The following is a 15,514-nucleotide window of genomic DNA, read 5'->3' on the forward strand; positions in this document are numbered from 1 at the left end:
CCGAGATGGCCATCGAGGTTCGCATTCCGACCATCCTGCGTAACTACACCGACGGTGCCAAGGCCGTGAACGCCGAGGGCGCGACGCTCGAAGAGCTGATCGCCAACCTTGAGGCCCGTCACCCCGGCATCAAGGAGCGCCTCGTCGACGACGGCAGCCTGCGCCGTTTCGTCAACGTCTATCTCAACGACGAGGACGTGCGCTTCCTCGGCGGCCTCGGCACGCCGGTGTCCGACGGCGACACGGTGACCGTGCTTCCCGCAGTCGCCGGCGGGTGACATGCGTTTCGACTCACTGATCGACTCGGTCGGCCGCACGCCCCTGGTCGGGTTGCCGAGGCTGTCCCCCTCCGCCGACGTGCGGATCTGGGCCAAGCTGGAAGACCGCAACCCGACCGGCTCGATCAAGGACCGCCCGGCCCTCTGGATGATCCAGGAGGCGGAGAAGGACGGCCTGCTCACCCCGGGCTGCACGATCCTCGAGCCGACCAGCGGCAACACCGGCATCTCGCTGGCCATGTCGGCCAAGCTCAAGGGCTACAAGCTGATCTGCGTGATGCCGGAGAACACCTCGGAGGAGCGCCGCCAGCTCCTGCGCATGTGGGGCGCGGAGATCATCTCCTCGCCCGCCGCGGGCGGCTCCAACGAGGCCGTGCGGGTGGCCAAGGGGCTGGCCGCCGAGCACCCCGACTGGGTGATGCTCTACCAGTACGGCAACCCGGCCAACTGGCGTGCCCACTACGAGACCACCGGTCCCGAGATCCTCGACGACCTGCCCACGGTCACCCACTTCGTGGCCGGGCTCGGCACGACCGGCACGCTCATGGGGGTCGGCCGGTTCCTGCGCGAGCGGGTGCCCGGCGTCCAGATCGTGGCGGCCGAGCCGCGGTACGGCGAGCTGGTCTACGGGCTGCGCAACGTCGACGAGGGGTTCATCCCCGAGCTCTACGACGAGTCGGTGCTGACCACCCGCTTCTCGGTGGGCTCGGCCGACGCGCTGCGCCGCACCCGCGAGCTGCTGGCCTCCGAGGGCATCTTCGCCGGCGTCTCGACCGGGGCCGCGCTGCACGCCGCGCTGGGCGTGGCCAGGAAGGCCGTCAAGGCGGGCGAGCGGGCCGACGTCGTGTTCGTCGTGGCCGACGGCGGCTGGAAGTACCTGTCCACGGGCGCCTACGAGGGCACCCTGGAGGAGGCGGAGGAGCGGCTGGAAGGCCAGCTCTGGGCCTGAGAACGCGCGAAGGGCGGCCGGTCCTCGTCGACCGGCCGCCCTTTCGTTGTAGCTCGCCTAGTTGAACAGCAGCCGCAGCGAGAACGTCGCCTCGGTGTCGGTCTGCGTGCCGCTCAGCCCCACCGCGCGCAGCACCTGGAGGTTGGCCTTGTCGTCGCCGTCCATGGAGGCGAGGTAGAGCTTCTCCACCTTGTCGAGGTCCACGAACAGCGCGTAGTTCACGTCGGCCGCGTTGGGAATCGCGGTCTGGAACGTCTCCGAGTCGCCCAGCGTGCCCTCCGCGGCCAGCTTCTTGGCGTACTCGTCGGTCGTCGCCACCGTGAAGACGCCGTCACCGGAGACCTTGGCGATCTGCGGGGCCGTCGCGCCCTGCTGGGTCAGCGCCGCCTGCACCTTGTCGATGACGGCCTGCGCCTTGGCCGGGTCGGTCATGACCCGCACACCGCCCTTGATCTGGTCGCTGTCCAGGCCCTCGCCGTCCACGGCGATCGTGAGGTTCTTGCCGAAGACGGTGGCCAGGTCGCCGGGCAGCTCCAGGCCGAACTGGGTCTTGGCCTGCTGCAACATCTGGCTGATCTGCGTGCTGCCGGCCGCCGTGGCCTGCTTCTCGATCTCGGCCCACTGCTTGGTGACGACCTGGTCGAGGCCCGAGATCGACAGCGCGCCGGCCGTGGAGGCGGGCAGGGTGCCGAGGTTGGCCTTGGGCAGGTCGCCCTGCGGGGTCATGCCCTTGGCGCCGCGCACGACGCCGGCCAGCTCCACGTAGGCGCTGTCGAAGCGCAGCGCGCCGGCGAACCTGGCGTCCTTCACCTGGTCGACCGCCGCCTGCTGGTCGGCCGGGATCGTCTTCTTGGCCAGCTCCATCAGGCCGCCCATGTCGGCCCAGAACGACAGCACGCCCTGCTCGCCGACCGCGCCCATGTCCTCGCTGAACTCGGCGTTGTCCGACAGGCTGCCCTCGGTCTTGGCGTACTTGTCGGCCAGCGCCTGCGTCGAGCTGAGCAGCGCGTAGTCCTCGCGGAAGGCGAGGCCGTACTTGTCGCCGTCCATGAGCTTGGCGATGCCGGCCTTGGCCGCCTCCTGGTCCTTGACCTGCACGGCCACCGCGAAGTCGGGCTCCTCCTTGCCGGAGGGGACGGCGGCGAAGCCGACCCGGCTGCCCAGCCACGGGTCCACGTCCTTGGCGAAGTCGAGCTTGCTGTCGGCGTCCTGCTCGTTGATCAGGTCGAACAGCGCCTTGCGCGGGTCCTCGCCCGAGAAGGAGTCCTTGGTGACCGTGAACTTCCTGGCGAGCTGGAACAGCGCCAGCTTCTGGTTCGCGGCCGGGTCCAGGTCGAGGCGGGCGTAGGCGATCGAGTTCGCGGGCAGCACGTCGTTCGGCTGCGTGCCGCCGCCGCCGAAGGTGCCCACGGCCCAGACGGCGCCGCCGCCGAGCAGGACCACGGCGAGTGCCGCCGCGATCGCGATCACCCAGCCCTTGCGGCCCTTCTTCGCCGGCTCCGGCTGGCCGAAGCCCTCGGGGCCCTGGTGCTGCCAGCCGCCCTGCTCGTACTGGGCCTGCTGCTGCCAGCCCTGCTCCTGCTGCCAGCCGCCCTGCTGCTGGTGTGCCTGCTGCTGTTGCCAGCCGGCCTGCTCCTGCTGCCAGCCCTGCTGCGGTTGCTGCTGCTGTTGCCAGCCGCCCTGCTCCTGCTGCCAGCCCTGCTGGGGCTGCTGGCCGCCGTACTGGGGCGCGCCGCCGTAGGAGGGCTGCTGCGGCCCGTACTGCGGCTGGCCCTGCTGGGGGCCGTAGGGGGGCTGCTGGCCGTAGGACGCCTGCTGGCCGTAGGCACCCTGACCTTGAGCGTCGTACTGCGGCTGGCCGTACTGCTGCTGCTGGTACGGCTGCTGCGGCGGGTAGGGCGGGCCCGGATACTGAGCCGTCGGCTGCTGCTCCGGCTGCTGCCCCTGGTTCCAGTTGTACGCCGTGGTCCGGTCGGGATCCTGGCCATAGGGGGGATTGTTCGCAGACATCACTCAACTCACAATGTGGACTTTTGACCACACAGAAAGTAGCTGATGTTGCTAGACGAGCGCTTGCAATGTGCTGAAGTTGGAATTAGACCCGGTTCAGCTCTTTTCTCAGGACATCGATGTGCACCTCGCCGTCCCCGTAGTCCATGACGTTCTCCCAGGGGACGAACGTGCAGCCCGCGTAGACCAGGCGCGCCAGCGTGCGGGAGAACCAGGCCGATCGGCCCTGGCGATCACGGGTGAGGCCGAGCAGGAGCGGGGCGCGGCGGCTGGAGACGACCAGGCCGTAGACCGTGTGGCTCTGCTGGAGCTCGCCCCTGTGCCTGACGACCCGGATGTCCACCACGAAACCGACCCACACCCCGTTGGAGTCCCAAACGGACTGTCCGATGAGTTCGGTGACACTTGCCATGATCAAACGTTGTCAGCCGAATCACGTTTTCGCAGGTAGGCGCGCTGAGGGAAGAATGCTCTAGAGTGTCTAGAACATAGTTCCAGATATGAGGCAGGGCGGATGACCAAGTTCGACGAGGCCACGCAGGCGATCAGGGTCGACGAGAACACCTACGACGTGTGTCTCGACCCCGGATACGCGATCGGCGGCCCCCTCAACGGCGGCTACCTCATGGCCGTGATCCTGCGCGCGGCGGTGGACGCCTCGCCGTTCGAGCACCCCGTGAGCCAGACGGCGCAGTTCCTGAAGGCGCCGGTCGCGGGGCCCGCGCAGGTCAGGATCGAGCCGCTGAAGGCGGGCCGGACGGCCGCGTTCGCCAGGGCGACGCTGGTGCAGGACGGCGTGGCGCAGATCGAGGGGCTGATCACGACGGCCACGCTCGCCGACGTCGAGCCCGTCTACAGCGACGCGCCCGCGCACGGCATGCCCGCGATCGAGGACTGCGCCAAGCTGCCCGACCCGAAACCCGAGTCCGGCATGACGTTGAACGCCCAGATGGACCTGCTCTTCGACCCGCCCACGATCGGCTGGCTCAAGGGCGAGCCCACCGGCCGGCCGGAGTCGCGGGCGTACTTCAGGATGGCCGAGCCGCAGGACCCCGACCCGTACGTGCTGGCGCTGGCCGTGGACGCGCTGCCGCCCGTCGTGTTCTCCGCCGGCGGGCGGGGCTGGGCGCCCACCGTGGACCTCACCTGGCACCTGCGCGCGCTGCCCGCGCCCGGGTGGCTGACGCTGCTCGGCAGCGGCCGGCTGGTCTCCGACGGCTGGTTCGACGAGGAGGTGGAGGTGCGCGACTCGACCGGGCGGCTCGTCGCCCAGTCCCGTCAGCTCGCCCGGGTCGGAAGAGGGTGAAATATCGCGCTTTATGAGCGCGTTCTGGGTGCCTTCCACGGGCCCGCTGTGAGCAAGGCAACATCATTTTCCGCCACACGCGGCACAGTGTGAGCATTCTTACGCAGTGTTGATCGTGCAGGTCGCCTACCCTCTAGAGCGTGCCGGACGCGAGTATTGGGATCTTCGACAGCGGGGTCGGCGGCCTGACGGTCGCACGCGCGATCATCGACCAGCTCCCTCACGAATCCATCACCTACGTGGCCGACACGGCCCACCAGCCGTACGGGCCCAAAAGCCTCGCGCAGCTGCGCGCGTACGCGTTGGAGGTCATGGACCACCTGGTCGAGCAGGACGTCAAGATGCTCGTGATCGCGTGCAACAGCGCCAGCTCCGCCGTGCTGCGCGACGCCCGCGAGCGGTACGACGTGCCCGTCGTCGAAGTGATCATGCCGGCCACCCGGCGCGCCGTCCGCGCCACCCGCAACGGCCGGGTCGGCGTGATCGCCACCAGGGCCACCATCGACTCCATGGCCTACCACGACGCCTTCACGGCGGCGCCCGACGTCCAGCTCACCGGCGTGGCCGCCCCGCGCCTGGTCGACTACGTCGAGCGCGGCGAGACGATGAGCGACGAGGTCATCGAGGCCGTGCGCGAGTACCTGGAGCCCATCAGGGCCGCCGGGTGCGACACGCTCATCCTCGGCTGCACCCACTACCCGCTGCTCACCGGCGCCATCTCCTACGTCGCCGGCGAAGGGGTGACGCTGATCTCCAGCGCCGACGAGACGGCCAAGGACGTCTACCGGATCCTGCACGACCGCGGTCTGGCGGCGGGAAGCGAGGCCACCCCCCGGCACCGCTTCCGCGCCACCGGCGACTCCCTGCTCTTCGCCCGGCTCGGGCGACGCTTCCTGGGCCCGGAGATCGATGTGGTCGAAGTCGCACCAGTGGGGGGTACTACCTATAACGGGAGGCCCACATGAAGGTGACCATCGTCGGCTGCTCCGGGAGCTACCCCGGCCCCGACAGCCCCGCGTCCTGCTACCTTCTCGAAGCCGACGGGTTCAGGCTGCTGCTCGACCTCGGCAGCGGGTCGCTGGGCGCGCTCCAACGTCACATCGGCCTGTACGACGTGGACGCCATCTGCCTATCGCACCTGCACGCCGACCACTGCCTCGACATCTGCGGCTACCACGTCGCTCGCACCTACGGGCCCGCGGCGCCGTACCCCGCCCTACCCGTCTACGCGCCCGCCGGCGCGCCCGCCCGGCTGGCCGCCGCCTACGGCATGCCGGAGGAGCCGGGGCTGGAGACCGCGTTCGACTTCGTCGCGCTCACGCCCGGCTCGTACGAGATCGGGCCGTTCACCCTCACCGCCGGCCTGGTCAACCACCCCGTCGAGGCCTACGGGTTCCGCGTCGCCAACGGCGCCGCGAGCGTGGCCTACTCCGGCGACACCGGCGAGTCCAACGAGCTGGTCAAGCTGGCCGCCGGCACCGACCTGCTGCTGTGCGAGGCGTCGTTCGTCGAGGGCCCCGACCTGCCGCCCGGCCTGCACCTGACCGGCCGCCAGGCGGCCGAGCACGCCGCCAAGGCCGACGTGGGCAAGCTCGTGCTGACCCACCTCGTGCCGTGGAACGACCAGGCCACAGTCCTGGAAGAAGCCTTGGGCGGCGGCTACTCGGGGCCGGTGGAGCTGGCGCGCAGCGGCGCCGTCTACGACCTCACCTGACGGGCGTTCACGTGTTGGCCTGGAGCTCGGTGAAGTCGCGGACGCGCGGCAGCGGCGAGAACGCCAGCGGCACGAACGCCGTCACCCGCGCGAGCATCAGCAGCCACAGCGACTCCCGCACCCCGATCTGCTGCGCCACCAGGCCGCCGACCAGCGCGCCCAGCGGCATCACCCCCCACGTCACGAAGCGCACCGACGCGTTGACCCGGCCCAGCAGGTGGTCGGGGGTGACGGTCTGGCGGTAGGTGGTCTGGCCGACGTTCGACATGGCCGCGGCCCACGAGATCATGATGGACGTCGCCGCGAAGCACGCCACCCGCCAGTCGGCCTGCGTCATCGGCAGGAGCAGGCCGGCCGGGGCGCCGACCAGGATGGCCGTCCACGTCGCCCGGGCGCTGCCCAGCCTCCTCGACAGCCAGGCGCCGCTCAGCCCGCCCAGCACGCCGCCGATGCCGCCCGACATGAGCAGCAGGCCGATCGCCCCCGGCGCCAGCTTGACGGTCTCGGCCAGGAACAGCACCGACAGGCCCAGCACCCCGCTCACGCACAGGTTGTTGATCGCCGACGACGCCATGAAGCCGCGTAACAGCCGGTCGCGCCACACGTACACCAGGCCCTCGCGGATGCCCCGCAACAGCGGCCCGCGCTCGATGTCGGCGGGCGGCTTGTCCGGCACCTTGATGGACAGCAGCAGCACCACCGACGCCAGCGCGCCGATCGCGGTCGCCACGATCGTGCGCGGCGCGCCGAGCAGCTGCACCAGCGCGCCCCCCACGCCCGGGCCCGCCAGGAACGCCCCCGACCGCACCACCTCCAGCTTCGCGTTGCCGTCGCTGAGCTGCGTGGTGCTGACCAGGTTCGGCAGGTACGTCTGGTCGGCGACGTCGTTGAAGACCTGCGACACCCCCGCCACCACCGCCACCCCGAACATGATCTCGATGGTCAGCACGTCGAGTGTGGCCGCCACCGGGATGCTCCCCAGCGCCACGAACTTCACCAGGTCGGACGCCATCATCACCCGGCGCTTGCGCATCCGGTCGACCCACACCCCCGTGGGCAGGCCGATCACCAAGAACGCCGCCGTCTGCAGCGACGACAGCACCCCCACTTCCGCGGGCCCGGCGTGCAACACCAGCACGGCGACCAGGGGAAGGGCCACGCGTGAGATATTCGCCCCGAGTTCGTTCGCCACATGCGAACTGAGGAACCGGAGGAAGTCAGGGTTTCGCAACACCCCCGTTGTCATTGCGTAAGGATCCATGTGGCGGACACATTTGGTCAAGAGTGTCGCGCCCCGGAGATAGGGTGATCTGCATGTCCCGACAGGATGGCCGCAACCCCGACCAGCTGCGCCCGATCACCATCACCAGGCGCTGGCTGGCGCACGCCGAGGGGTCCGTGCTGGTCGAATTCGGTGGCACCCGCGTGCTGTGCGCCGCATCCGTGCAGGACAGCGTGCCCCGCTGGCGCAGAGGCAGCGGGCAGGGCTGGGTCACGGCCGAATACGCCATGTTGCCCCGCGCGACCAATACCCGTAACGATCGTGAATCGGTCCGCGGCAAAATCGGCGGGCGCACCCACGAGATTTCCCGGTTGATCGGCCGCTCACTGCGCGCCTGCGTCGATTACAAAGCGTTGGGCGAAAACTCCATTCTGCTCGACTGCGACGTGCTGCAGGCCGACGGCGGCACCCGCACGGCCGCCATCACCGGCGCCTACGTCGCGCTGGCCGACGCCGTCGCCTGGATGCGCGAGCGCCGCATGTGCCCCGGCGACCCGCTGATCGGCTCCGTCTCCGCCGTCTCCGTCGGCGTCGTCGGCTCCGTCCCGATGCTCGACCTCTGCTACACCGAAGACGTCGCCGCCGAGACCGACATGAACGTCGTCATGACCGGCGACGGCACGTTCGTCGAGGTGCAGGGCACGGCCGAGGGCGCGCCGTTCGACCGCGCGGTGCTCGACCGGCTCCTCGACCTCGCCGTGGCCGGCTGCGAGGAGCTGACGCTCATCCAGCAGGAGGCCCTGGAGTCATGAAGATCGTGCTGGCCACCCGCAACGCGGGCAAGATCGAGGAGCTGCGCCGCATCCTCACCGGCTTCGACATCGTCGGGCTCGAAGAGTTCCCCGCCATCGGCGAGATCGCCGAGACCGGCGTCACCTTCGAGGAAAACGCGCTGATCAAGGCGCACGCCGTCGCCCAGGGCTCCGGCCTGCCCGCCGTGGCCGACGACTCCGGGCTCTGCGTCGACGTTCTCAACGGCATGCCCGGCGTCTTCTCCGCCCGCTGGGCCGGCCGGCACGGCGACGACCGCGCCAACCTGGAGCTGCTCCTCGCCCAGGTCTCCGACGTGCCCTCCGACAAGCTCACCGCCTCCTTCGCCTGCGCCGCCGCGCTGGCCCTGCCGTCCGGGGAGTCCCGCGTCGTCGAGGGCACGCTGCAGGGCGGCCTCGTCCGCACGCCGCGCGGGTCCGGCGGGTTCGGCTACGACCCCATCTTCGTCCCCGAAGGCGAGAGCCGCACCACGGCCGAGCTGACGCCCGAGGAGAAGGACGCCATCAGCCACCGCGGCCGCGCCTTCCGCGCACTCGCGCCCATGGTGCGGGACCTGCTCGCGTCGTAACCCCCGCGTAAGAATTGCCCGGCCCAGGGGGACGTACCGTCGTTCCTGTGCAGAGCAACTCACCGGTCCCCGCGTGGGCGGGGGCCCTCGTCGGGCTCGTCTCCGGAGCCGTCGCCCTCGGGGTCGCGCAACTCGTGGCCGGGATCGTCGGCCCCACGACGTTCCCCGTGGTCGCCGTCGGCGACGCGGCCGTCGACCTGACGCCCCTGCCCGTCAAGGACTTCGCCATCAGGGCGTTCGGCTCGAACGACAAGGCCGTGCTGCTGGGCGGCGTCCTCGTGGTCCTCGCCGCCCTGGCCGCCCTCCTCGGCACCCTCTCCCGCCACCGCCCCGCCTGGGGCTACGCGGGCTTCGCCGTGATCGGCGCCATCGGCGTGACCGCCGTCCTCACCCGCCCGGACGCCGCGCCCCTGGACGTGGTGCCGACGCTGGTGGGGGTGGCGGTGGGGGCTTGGGCGCTGCGCCGGCTCCTCCACCGCGGCCTCGCCACCTCTGCCACAACCACCGCGCCGCAGGCCGCCGAGCCTCCCGCTGCCGCGCCGCACGCGGACGCGTCCCAGGCCGCTGCCTCCGGGCCTCGCGCTGATGCGTCCAAGGACGCTGTACCTGCGGCCGGTGACGTCCCGCTCCGGGAGGCTGGGGTTCGGGACGCTGCGGCTCGCGTGGCCCCTTCTGACGGTTCTGTGGCGAGCGGTCAGGCTGTCCCCGGTGCGTCCGCGCAGGGCGAGGCTGAGCGGCCGGCGGTGATGCGGGCGGGGGGTGGAGCGCCCGGGTTCGATCGGCGGCGGTTGCTGACCGGGGTGGCCGGGGGCGTGGTGGTGGCCGGGGTGGGGGTGGTGCTGGGGCGGCAGCTCGGTGGGCGGCAAGCCGTGGACGCGGCAAGGGTCGGGGTGGCGTTGCCCCGGCCGGCGGTGCCCGCGAAGGCCGTTCCCGCCGGTGCGGACCTGCGGATCGGGGGCCTGTCGCCGTTCGTCACGCCGAACAGGGACTTCTACCGCGTGGACACCGCCCTCGTCGTCCCCCAGGTGGACCCGGCCGACTGGACGCTGCGCATTCACGGCATGGTGGATCGTCCCGTCGAGCTCACGTACGCCGACCTGCTGAAGCTGCCGCTCACCGAGGCGGATGTGACGCTGACCTGCGTGTCCAACGAGGTGGGTGGCCCGTACGTCGGCAACGCCCGGTGGCTGGGCGCGCGGATGGCCGACGTGCTGCGCCGGGCCGGGTTGCGGGCGGACGCGGACATGCTGCTGTCCACCTCGGCCGACGGCTTCACCTGCGGTACTCCGGTGGACGTGGTGATGGACGGCCGGGACGCGTTGTTCGCGGTCGCGATGAACGGTGAGGCGCTGCCCGTCGATCACGGCTTCCCGGTGCGGCAGGTGGTGCCGGGCCTGTACGGGTACGTCTCGGCCACCAAGTGGGTCGTGGACATCAAGGTGACCAGGTTCGACCGGGACGAGGCGTACTGGACGCCGCGCGGCTGGTCGGCGAAGGGCCCGATTAAGACGCAGTCGCGCATCGACGTGCCGAAGGACGGCGGCTCGCTGAAGGCGGGCGACACGACGATCGCCGGGGTGGCGTGGGCGCAGCACACCGGGGTGGACGCGGTGGAGGTGCGGGTGGACGGCGGGCAGTGGCGTCAGGCGCGGCTGGCCGAGGTGCCCGGCCCCGACACGTGGCGGCAGTGGGCGATCGACTGGGCCGCCACTCCTGGCCGGCACACGATCGAGGTGCGGGCCACCGACGCCGCCGGGCGTACCCAGACGGACCGGCGCGCGGCGCCCGCGCCCGACGGGGCGACCGGCTGGCACTCGGTCACCGTATCGGTGGCCTGAGCCCTGGTTTGGGGTGTTTTCGCAGGTGGCGGGGTTGGAGATTCTCCGCCGAGTTCGCCCCCTTGACACGGTGCCGCCTCTACGATCGGTCGTCGAGCATGACAGGAGGCAGGCCGTGTTCCGCGAGCGCAAGCCGAGTGTCCGGTGGGCCCTTCAGGATGGGCAGTACAACCCCGTGGTGGCCGATGGTGTGCGGTGGCTCGACTACGAGCTGGCCGCCGGCCCGGCCCGGGCCGTTGACGAGCCCGCTGGCCAGCCCGGTCATGGGCCCGGCGATGGGCCCGGCGATGGGCTCCGTGATGGGCTCGGTGAGGGGTGGGGCGGCCGGAGACGAGCCGGGAGTGAGCCGGGTGGCCTGGTGTGGGACGGCGGCTCGGGGCCGGAGGTCGTTTCCGCCGTGGAGCCCGACTGGTTCGACGGGCCGGGCCGGCCGCCGAGGCTGGCCGACAGCCGCCCGTACGGCGTGCCGGGCGGGCTCGCGCAGCCGGACCCGCAGGTGGAGCGGGACCTCGAGGAGGCGTTGCGGCCCGGCGCCCGCTTCCCGGACCCGCGCGGCACGTGGGTGCGGCTGGTGAACGGCGGCGGGCCCGCGGACGATCCGTTCCGTTCGTCGAACGCCGCCGACTGCGCGCTGGCGGTGCTGTCCACCTGGCACGGCGAGCCCGCGACGGCCGCGCCGAGGCTGCCCGAGTACGACCGGATCGGCCGCCCGGTGCTGACCGGCGAGCAGGGCAGCGTGGCGAGGATCGAGGAGTGGGCCGGGCACCGCCTGCAGTACGCCGGCCAGGGCCGGCACGCCTACCCGTTGATCGCGCGGCGGCTGCTCGACGCCGGGCACGGCGCGGCGGCCGTCATCGTGGTGCGCTGGCCGGGCGGCGGCTCGCACGCCTGGAACGCGGTCAACTTCGAGGGCGAGGTCATCTGGATCGACGCCCAGCGGGGGCACATGTCGGTGGAGCCGCCGTACCGGACCGTGACCGGGGTGTTCTGCGTGATACTCGATCGCCGGGGGCGGCCGCGATGAACCTGGAGGAGGCCAGGGCGCTGGCCGAGGAGTACTACAACGGGGTGCGGTCGCCGGGGGAGTCGCTGCCGGTAGGGGTGTTCGGGTTCGACGGCGGGTACGTGGCGTGGGTGCGGGATCTGGAGCCCGATGATCCGGCCCGGCTGCCGGAGACGGTGGGGGGCGGGTGCGTGGTGATCGACCGGTTCACGGGTGAGGTGGTGGCCAGGCCGTTGCTGGATCCGGAGACGGTGGCCGAGCTCTGGCCGGGCCGCACCCCCCGCTGACGTCCGCGGGGGAAGGCCGGCCCCGGGTGGTGCATGGGGGAGGGGCCTGACCCCCGTGAGGGTGGGCCGGGCGCCGCCCCCATAAGACGCCCGACCCGCACGTTCCCTCTATCCGGGTATTTCGTATTTATTCGGCTTCGGGTCGTTCGTCCGGGATCGCCGCGTAGCGAGCGACCCCACGATCTTCGTCCGGGATCAGCCCGTGGCGAGCGACCCCACGATCGAGGCCCGCGCGGCCCGCCGGGCGGGCAGCACCGCCGCGAGCACGCCCGCCACCCCCGACAGCACGACGAACAGCACGATCTGCGCGACCGGCGCCGTGAAGAGCGCCCCGTCCACCATCGCCCGCATCGCCGCCCACCCGAACACCACGCCCAGCACGACCCCCACCAGCGCCCCGATGAGCCCGAGGATCAGTGCCTCGACGGACAACATGCGCCGCAACTGCGGCCGGGTGAGCCCGAGGGCCCGCAGCAGGGCGGACTCCCTGGTCCGTTCGTGGACGGAGAGCGAGAGCGTGTTCGCGATGCCGAGCAACGAGATCAGGATCGCCAGCCCGAGCAACCCCGTAATGATCATAAGCATCATGTCGAGGGTCTCGTCGAACTGCCCGCGTACCTCCGTCGAGCTGCTGACCTGCACGGTCGGGTACGGCGCGGCGGCGGCGTCCACGACCGCGCGGGCCCGCTCCGGCGGCACGCCGTCCGCGATGGTGACCATCACGCGGGAGTCGGGCACCGCGCCGAAGTACGACTCGAACGCCTGCTCCGCGACCGTCACCGGCGGCAGCGACGACTGGTTGCCGTCGAGCAGCGCCACCACCTTCAGCGCGACGGTGCCCGCGTGCCTGGTCCGCATCGTCACCGTGCCGCCGAGCCGGGCGCCGAGCCGCTCGGCCGTCACGTCGTCCAGCGCCACCTGGCCCGCCCCGAACGCCTTCATGGAGCCGGCGGTGACGTACGGCTCGATCCCGCCGCTGAACGTCCCCACGTCGGCGCGCTTGCCCGACACCGTGGCCTCGACCTCGCGGATCTGCGCCACCGAGGCCAGCTCGGGCCGGCCCCGCAGCTCCTCGGCCACGGACCTGGGGATGACGGAGTCGCGCTCCTGGCTGGCCAGCAGGTAGTCCACGGGGAACTGCTCGTCCAGCTTGACCGTCATCGTCAGCCGGGTGGACGCGGTGACGACCGTGATCAGCGTCATCAGCGTCACGCCGATCGTCAGCGCGACCGTCGTGGTGGCGGCCCGCTTCGGGTTGCGTCCGGAGTTGTCCACCGCCAGCCGGCCCGGCACGCCGAACAGCCGCCTCGGGACCCAGCCCACCACCGCGCTCAGCGGCCGCACCAGCACCGGCCCCAGGACGAGCACCGCGAGGAAGGTCAGCGCGCCCCCGGCCATGACCACGAACAGCGCCGCCTCCCCAGGCCCCAGCACGAACACGCCGGCGCCCGTCGTGCCGAGACCCGCGACCAGGAACAGAGCCGCGAATCCCGCCCGCACCAGGCCGGCACGGAACGTCCGCTCCTCCGGCTGGCTGCGCAGCGCCGCGATCGGCGGCACGCGGGTGGCGGAACGGGCCGGCAGCAGCGCCGCGCACACCGTGACGGCCAGCCCCACGGCCAGCCCGATCGCGATCGTGACCGGGGTGAGCGAGACGCCCGCGTCCGTGGGCAGCGGGGCGTCGAACGCGGCGAGCACGGTCAGCGTGAGCGCCGCCAGGCCGTACCCGATGAGCAGGCCCAGCACGGACGCCAGCAGGCCCACGGCGGCCGACTCCAGCACGATCGAGCCGAACACCTGCCCCCGCGTCGCCCCGATGCAGCGCAGCAGCGCCATCTCGCGCGTGCGCTGCGCGACGAGGATGTTGAAGGTGTTGTAGATGACCAGCGCGGCCACCATCATCGCCACGACGCCGAACATCAGCAGCCCCAGCGTGAACATCTTCGTCTCGACGCCGGCGGCCCTCGCCAGGTCGTCGGCCAGCTCGGCGCCCGTCTTGACCTTGTAGGCGCCGCCGGTGGCCGCCGCGACGGCCTGCTTCGTGACCGCGCCGGCCACGTCGATCTCCGCGAACCCCTTCGCGCCCGTCATGCGCCGCGCGACGGCCGGCGTGAAGCCGACCGCGCCGGTGTAGGCGAGCATCTGGTCCACGCCGGTGTCGATCAGGCCGACCAGCCGGAACGAGTGGCGCCCCTGCCCGGGGTCGAGCACCGTGATCGTGTCGCCGATCCTGAAGCCCTGGGCCTTGGCGGTGTTCTCGTCGAGGACGGCGGCTCCGTCGTCGGTACCCGGGCCGGTGCCGGAGACGACGTCGGTGCGGTCGAGCGGGCCGCGGACGATGGACAGGGCCGTGGTGGGCAGGTTGCCGGCGGCCTTGCCGTCCTTGCCGAGGACGGGCGCGCTCGCCCTGATCAGGCCCTGGGCGTCGGTCACGCCCGGCAGCGCGCGGATGCGCTCCAGCACTTTGCGCGGAATCGTCCCGTCCGCCTTGGCGGGCAGCACGGCCACGCCCACCTTGCCCGCGTCGGCCGTGACCCGCTGGGCGAAGCCGGCCTGCACGGTGTCGTTCAGCACGAACGTGCCCGCGATGAACCCCACCCCCAGCATGATCGCCAGCGACGTGAGCAGCAGCCTGAGTCGGTGCGCGCGCAGCCCGGCCAGCGCGGTCCTCAGCACCTCACGCCTCCAGCCGGACGAGGGTGTCCAGCACGCTCTGCGGCGTCGGCGCGGCCAGCTCGGTGACCAGCTCGCCGTCGCGCAGGAACACCACCCGGTCGGCGTACGAGGCCGCCACCGGGTCGTGCGTCACCATGACGATCGTCTGGCCCAGCTCGCGCACCGAGGCCCGCAGGAACGACAGGACCTCGGCGCCGCTGCGCGAGTCCAGGTTCCCCGTCGGCTCGTCGGCGAAGATCACCTGAGGCTTGCTGATGAGCGCCCTGGCCACCGCCACCCGCTGCTGCTGGCCGCCGGACAGCTCCGTCGGCCGGTGCGCCAGCCGGTCCCGCAGCCCCACCGTCTCGATCACCCGGTCGAACAGCACCTGGTCCGCCTGGCGGGCGGCGATGTCGAGGGGCAGGCGGATGTTCTGCTCGGCGGTGAGCGTGGGCAGCAGGTTGAACGCCTGGAAGATGAACCCGATCCGCTCCCTGCGCAGCAGCGTGAGCTGCCGGTCACTCAGGCCGGTCAGCTCCACGTCCCCGATGTGCACCGTGCCGGACGTGGCCGCGTCGAGGCCCGCCAGGCAGTGCATGAGCGTGGACTTGCCGGAGCCCGACGGCCCCATGATGGCGGTGAACGCCCCCGTGGCGAAGGACACGTTCACTGCGCGCAGGGCGTGCACCTCGGCGTCCCCCTGGCCGTACACCTTGGTCAGATCGGTCGCCACCACGGCGGGCGGGGCCTGGCGCCGGGTCTCGATGAGCGTCACTTTCACTCCTTGTCGTGATTCGCAGCCGCGACTCACGCTAGAAGCGGAAATCTCGCTTTCCGTGGGCCTTGAGGAGGG

At 71.6% G+C, this 15,514-nt stretch carries 15 protein-coding genes; 10 read left to right on the top strand and 5 right to left on the bottom strand.

What is annotated here, in order from left to right; all coding sequences use genetic code 11:
* Positions 1–5 precede the first annotated feature (5 nt).
* Together HCN51_RS22340 and HCN51_RS22345 are read left to right on the top strand one after the other, a co-directional pair.
* Positions 6–278 carry a MoaD/ThiS family protein gene (locus tag HCN51_RS22340; protein ID WP_168011431.1) on the top strand — a complete coding sequence of 91 codons (273 nt, stop codon included), beginning with the start codon at positions 6–8 and terminating at the stop codon, positions 276–278.
* A gap of 1 nt (position 279) precedes the next feature.
* Positions 280–1,227 carry a PLP-dependent cysteine synthase family protein gene (locus HCN51_RS22345; protein WP_080042442.1) on the top strand — a complete coding sequence of 316 codons (948 nt, stop codon included), beginning with the start codon at positions 280–282 and terminating at the stop codon, positions 1,225–1,227.
* 57 nt (positions 1,228–1,284) lie between these two features.
* On the opposite strand, the gene HCN51_RS22350 is transcribed toward HCN51_RS22345, so the two are convergent.
* Both HCN51_RS22350 and HCN51_RS22355 read right to left on the bottom strand, forming a co-directional pair.
* A complete protein-coding gene (locus HCN51_RS22350; protein ID WP_168011509.1) occupies positions 1,285–3,237 on the bottom strand; it encodes a DUF3352 domain-containing protein in 1,953 nt (650 codons plus the stop codon).
* Between the two features lie 85 nt (positions 3,238–3,322).
* A complete protein-coding gene (locus HCN51_RS22355; RefSeq protein ID WP_168011432.1) occupies positions 3,323–3,649 on the bottom strand; it encodes a hypothetical protein in 327 nt (108 codons plus the stop codon).
* A gap of 102 nt (positions 3,650–3,751) precedes the next feature.
* Here HCN51_RS22355 and HCN51_RS22360 point away from each other — a divergent pair, with 102 nt between their 5' ends.
* From HCN51_RS22360 to HCN51_RS22370, 3 genes are all read left to right on the top strand, one after another.
* On the top strand, positions 3,752–4,543 hold the full coding sequence (locus HCN51_RS22360) for a thioesterase family protein (RefSeq protein WP_168011433.1): 792 nt from the start codon (positions 3,752–3,754) through the stop codon (positions 4,541–4,543).
* Positions 4,544–4,683: 140 nt separating this feature from the next.
* Positions 4,684–5,508, top strand: a complete 825-nt coding sequence (gene murI, locus HCN51_RS22365) for a glutamate racemase (protein ID WP_168011434.1) — start codon at positions 4,684–4,686, stop codon at positions 5,506–5,508.
* Entirely contained in the window at positions 5,505–6,257 is a 753-nt protein-coding gene (locus HCN51_RS22370; protein WP_168011435.1) for an MBL fold metallo-hydrolase, read from the top strand. Before murI ends, HCN51_RS22370 begins: the two co-directional genes overlap by 4 nt.
* Before the next feature lie 7 nt (positions 6,258–6,264).
* Here the strand turns inward: HCN51_RS22370 and HCN51_RS22375 are convergent, their stop codons facing one another.
* Positions 6,265–7,518, bottom strand: coding sequence for an MFS transporter (locus tag HCN51_RS22375; protein ID WP_346433745.1), 1,254 nt, complete (start codon positions 7,516–7,518; stop codon positions 6,265–6,267).
* Positions 7,519–7,571: 53 nt separating this feature from the next.
* Here HCN51_RS22375 and rph point away from each other — a divergent pair, with 53 nt between their 5' ends.
* The 5 genes from rph (at position 7,572) to HCN51_RS22400 (ending at position 12,006) form a co-directional block, all read left to right on the top strand.
* On the top strand, positions 7,572–8,291 hold the full coding sequence (gene rph / locus HCN51_RS22380; protein ID WP_080042435.1) for a ribonuclease PH: 720 nt from the start codon (positions 7,572–7,574) through the stop codon (positions 8,289–8,291).
* Positions 8,288–8,878, top strand: coding sequence for an RdgB/HAM1 family non-canonical purine NTP pyrophosphatase (gene rdgB, locus HCN51_RS22385; protein WP_168011437.1), 591 nt, complete (start codon positions 8,288–8,290; stop codon positions 8,876–8,878). Before rph ends, rdgB begins: the two co-directional genes overlap by 4 nt.
* A 47-nt stretch (positions 8,879–8,925) precedes the next feature.
* A complete protein-coding gene (locus tag HCN51_RS22390) occupies positions 8,926–10,716 on the top strand; it encodes a molybdopterin-dependent oxidoreductase (RefSeq protein WP_168011438.1) in 1,791 nt (596 codons plus the stop codon).
* 115 nt (positions 10,717–10,831) lie between these two features.
* Positions 10,832–11,740 (top strand): toxin glutamine deamidase domain-containing protein, encoded by a 909-nt coding sequence (locus HCN51_RS22395; protein ID WP_168011439.1) that lies wholly within the window; start codon positions 10,832–10,834, stop codon positions 11,738–11,740.
* The gene (locus HCN51_RS22400; RefSeq protein WP_080042431.1) at positions 11,737–12,006 is read left to right on the top strand and encodes a hypothetical protein; all 270 of its coding nucleotides are present in this window, start codon (positions 11,737–11,739) and stop codon (positions 12,004–12,006) included. The genes HCN51_RS22395 and HCN51_RS22400 overlap by 4 nt, the downstream gene beginning before the upstream one ends.
* 195 nt (positions 12,007–12,201) lie before the next feature.
* On the opposite strand, the gene HCN51_RS22405 is transcribed toward HCN51_RS22400, so the two are convergent.
* Positions 12,202–14,682: an FtsX-like permease family protein gene (locus tag HCN51_RS22405; RefSeq protein WP_168011440.1), complete on the bottom strand. Its 2,481-nt coding sequence runs from the start codon at positions 14,680–14,682 to the stop codon at positions 12,202–12,204.
* Position 14,683: 1 nt separating this feature from the next.
* Positions 14,684–15,436 (bottom strand): ABC transporter ATP-binding protein, encoded by a 753-nt coding sequence (locus HCN51_RS22410; protein WP_346433746.1) that lies wholly within the window; start codon positions 15,434–15,436, stop codon positions 14,684–14,686.
* Positions 15,437–15,514 lie beyond the last annotated feature (78 nt).

It is taken from the genome of Nonomuraea composti (assembly GCF_012034275.1).
Lineage (GTDB): Bacteria > Actinomycetota > Actinomycetes > Streptosporangiales > Streptosporangiaceae > Nonomuraea > Nonomuraea composti.

Coding starts and splice junctions, on each gene's coding strand:
- HCN51_RS22370 (WP_168011435.1), top strand. CDS start 5,505: ATGAAGGTGACCATCGTCGGCTGCTCCGGGAGCTACCCCGGCCCCGAC.
- HCN51_RS22375 (WP_346433745.1), bottom strand. CDS start 7,518: ATGGATCCTTACGCAATGACAACGGGGGTGTTGCGAAACCCTGACTTC.
- HCN51_RS22400 (WP_080042431.1), top strand. CDS start 11,737: ATGAACCTGGAGGAGGCCAGGGCGCTGGCCGAGGAGTACTACAACGGG.
- rdgB (WP_168011437.1), top strand. CDS start 8,288: ATGAAGATCGTGCTGGCCACCCGCAACGCGGGCAAGATCGAGGAGCTG.
- HCN51_RS22350 (WP_168011509.1), bottom strand. CDS start 3,237: ATGTCTGCGAACAATCCCCCCTATGGCCAGGATCCCGACCGGACCACG.
- HCN51_RS22340 (WP_168011431.1), top strand. CDS start 6: ATGGCCATCGAGGTTCGCATTCCGACCATCCTGCGTAACTACACCGAC.
- HCN51_RS22355 (WP_168011432.1), bottom strand. CDS start 3,649: ATGGCAAGTGTCACCGAACTCATCGGACAGTCCGTTTGGGACTCCAAC.
- rph (WP_080042435.1), top strand. CDS start 7,572: ATGTCCCGACAGGATGGCCGCAACCCCGACCAGCTGCGCCCGATCACC.
- HCN51_RS22360 (WP_168011433.1), top strand. CDS start 3,752: ATGACCAAGTTCGACGAGGCCACGCAGGCGATCAGGGTCGACGAGAAC.
- HCN51_RS22345 (WP_080042442.1), top strand. CDS start 280: ATGCGTTTCGACTCACTGATCGACTCGGTCGGCCGCACGCCCCTGGTC.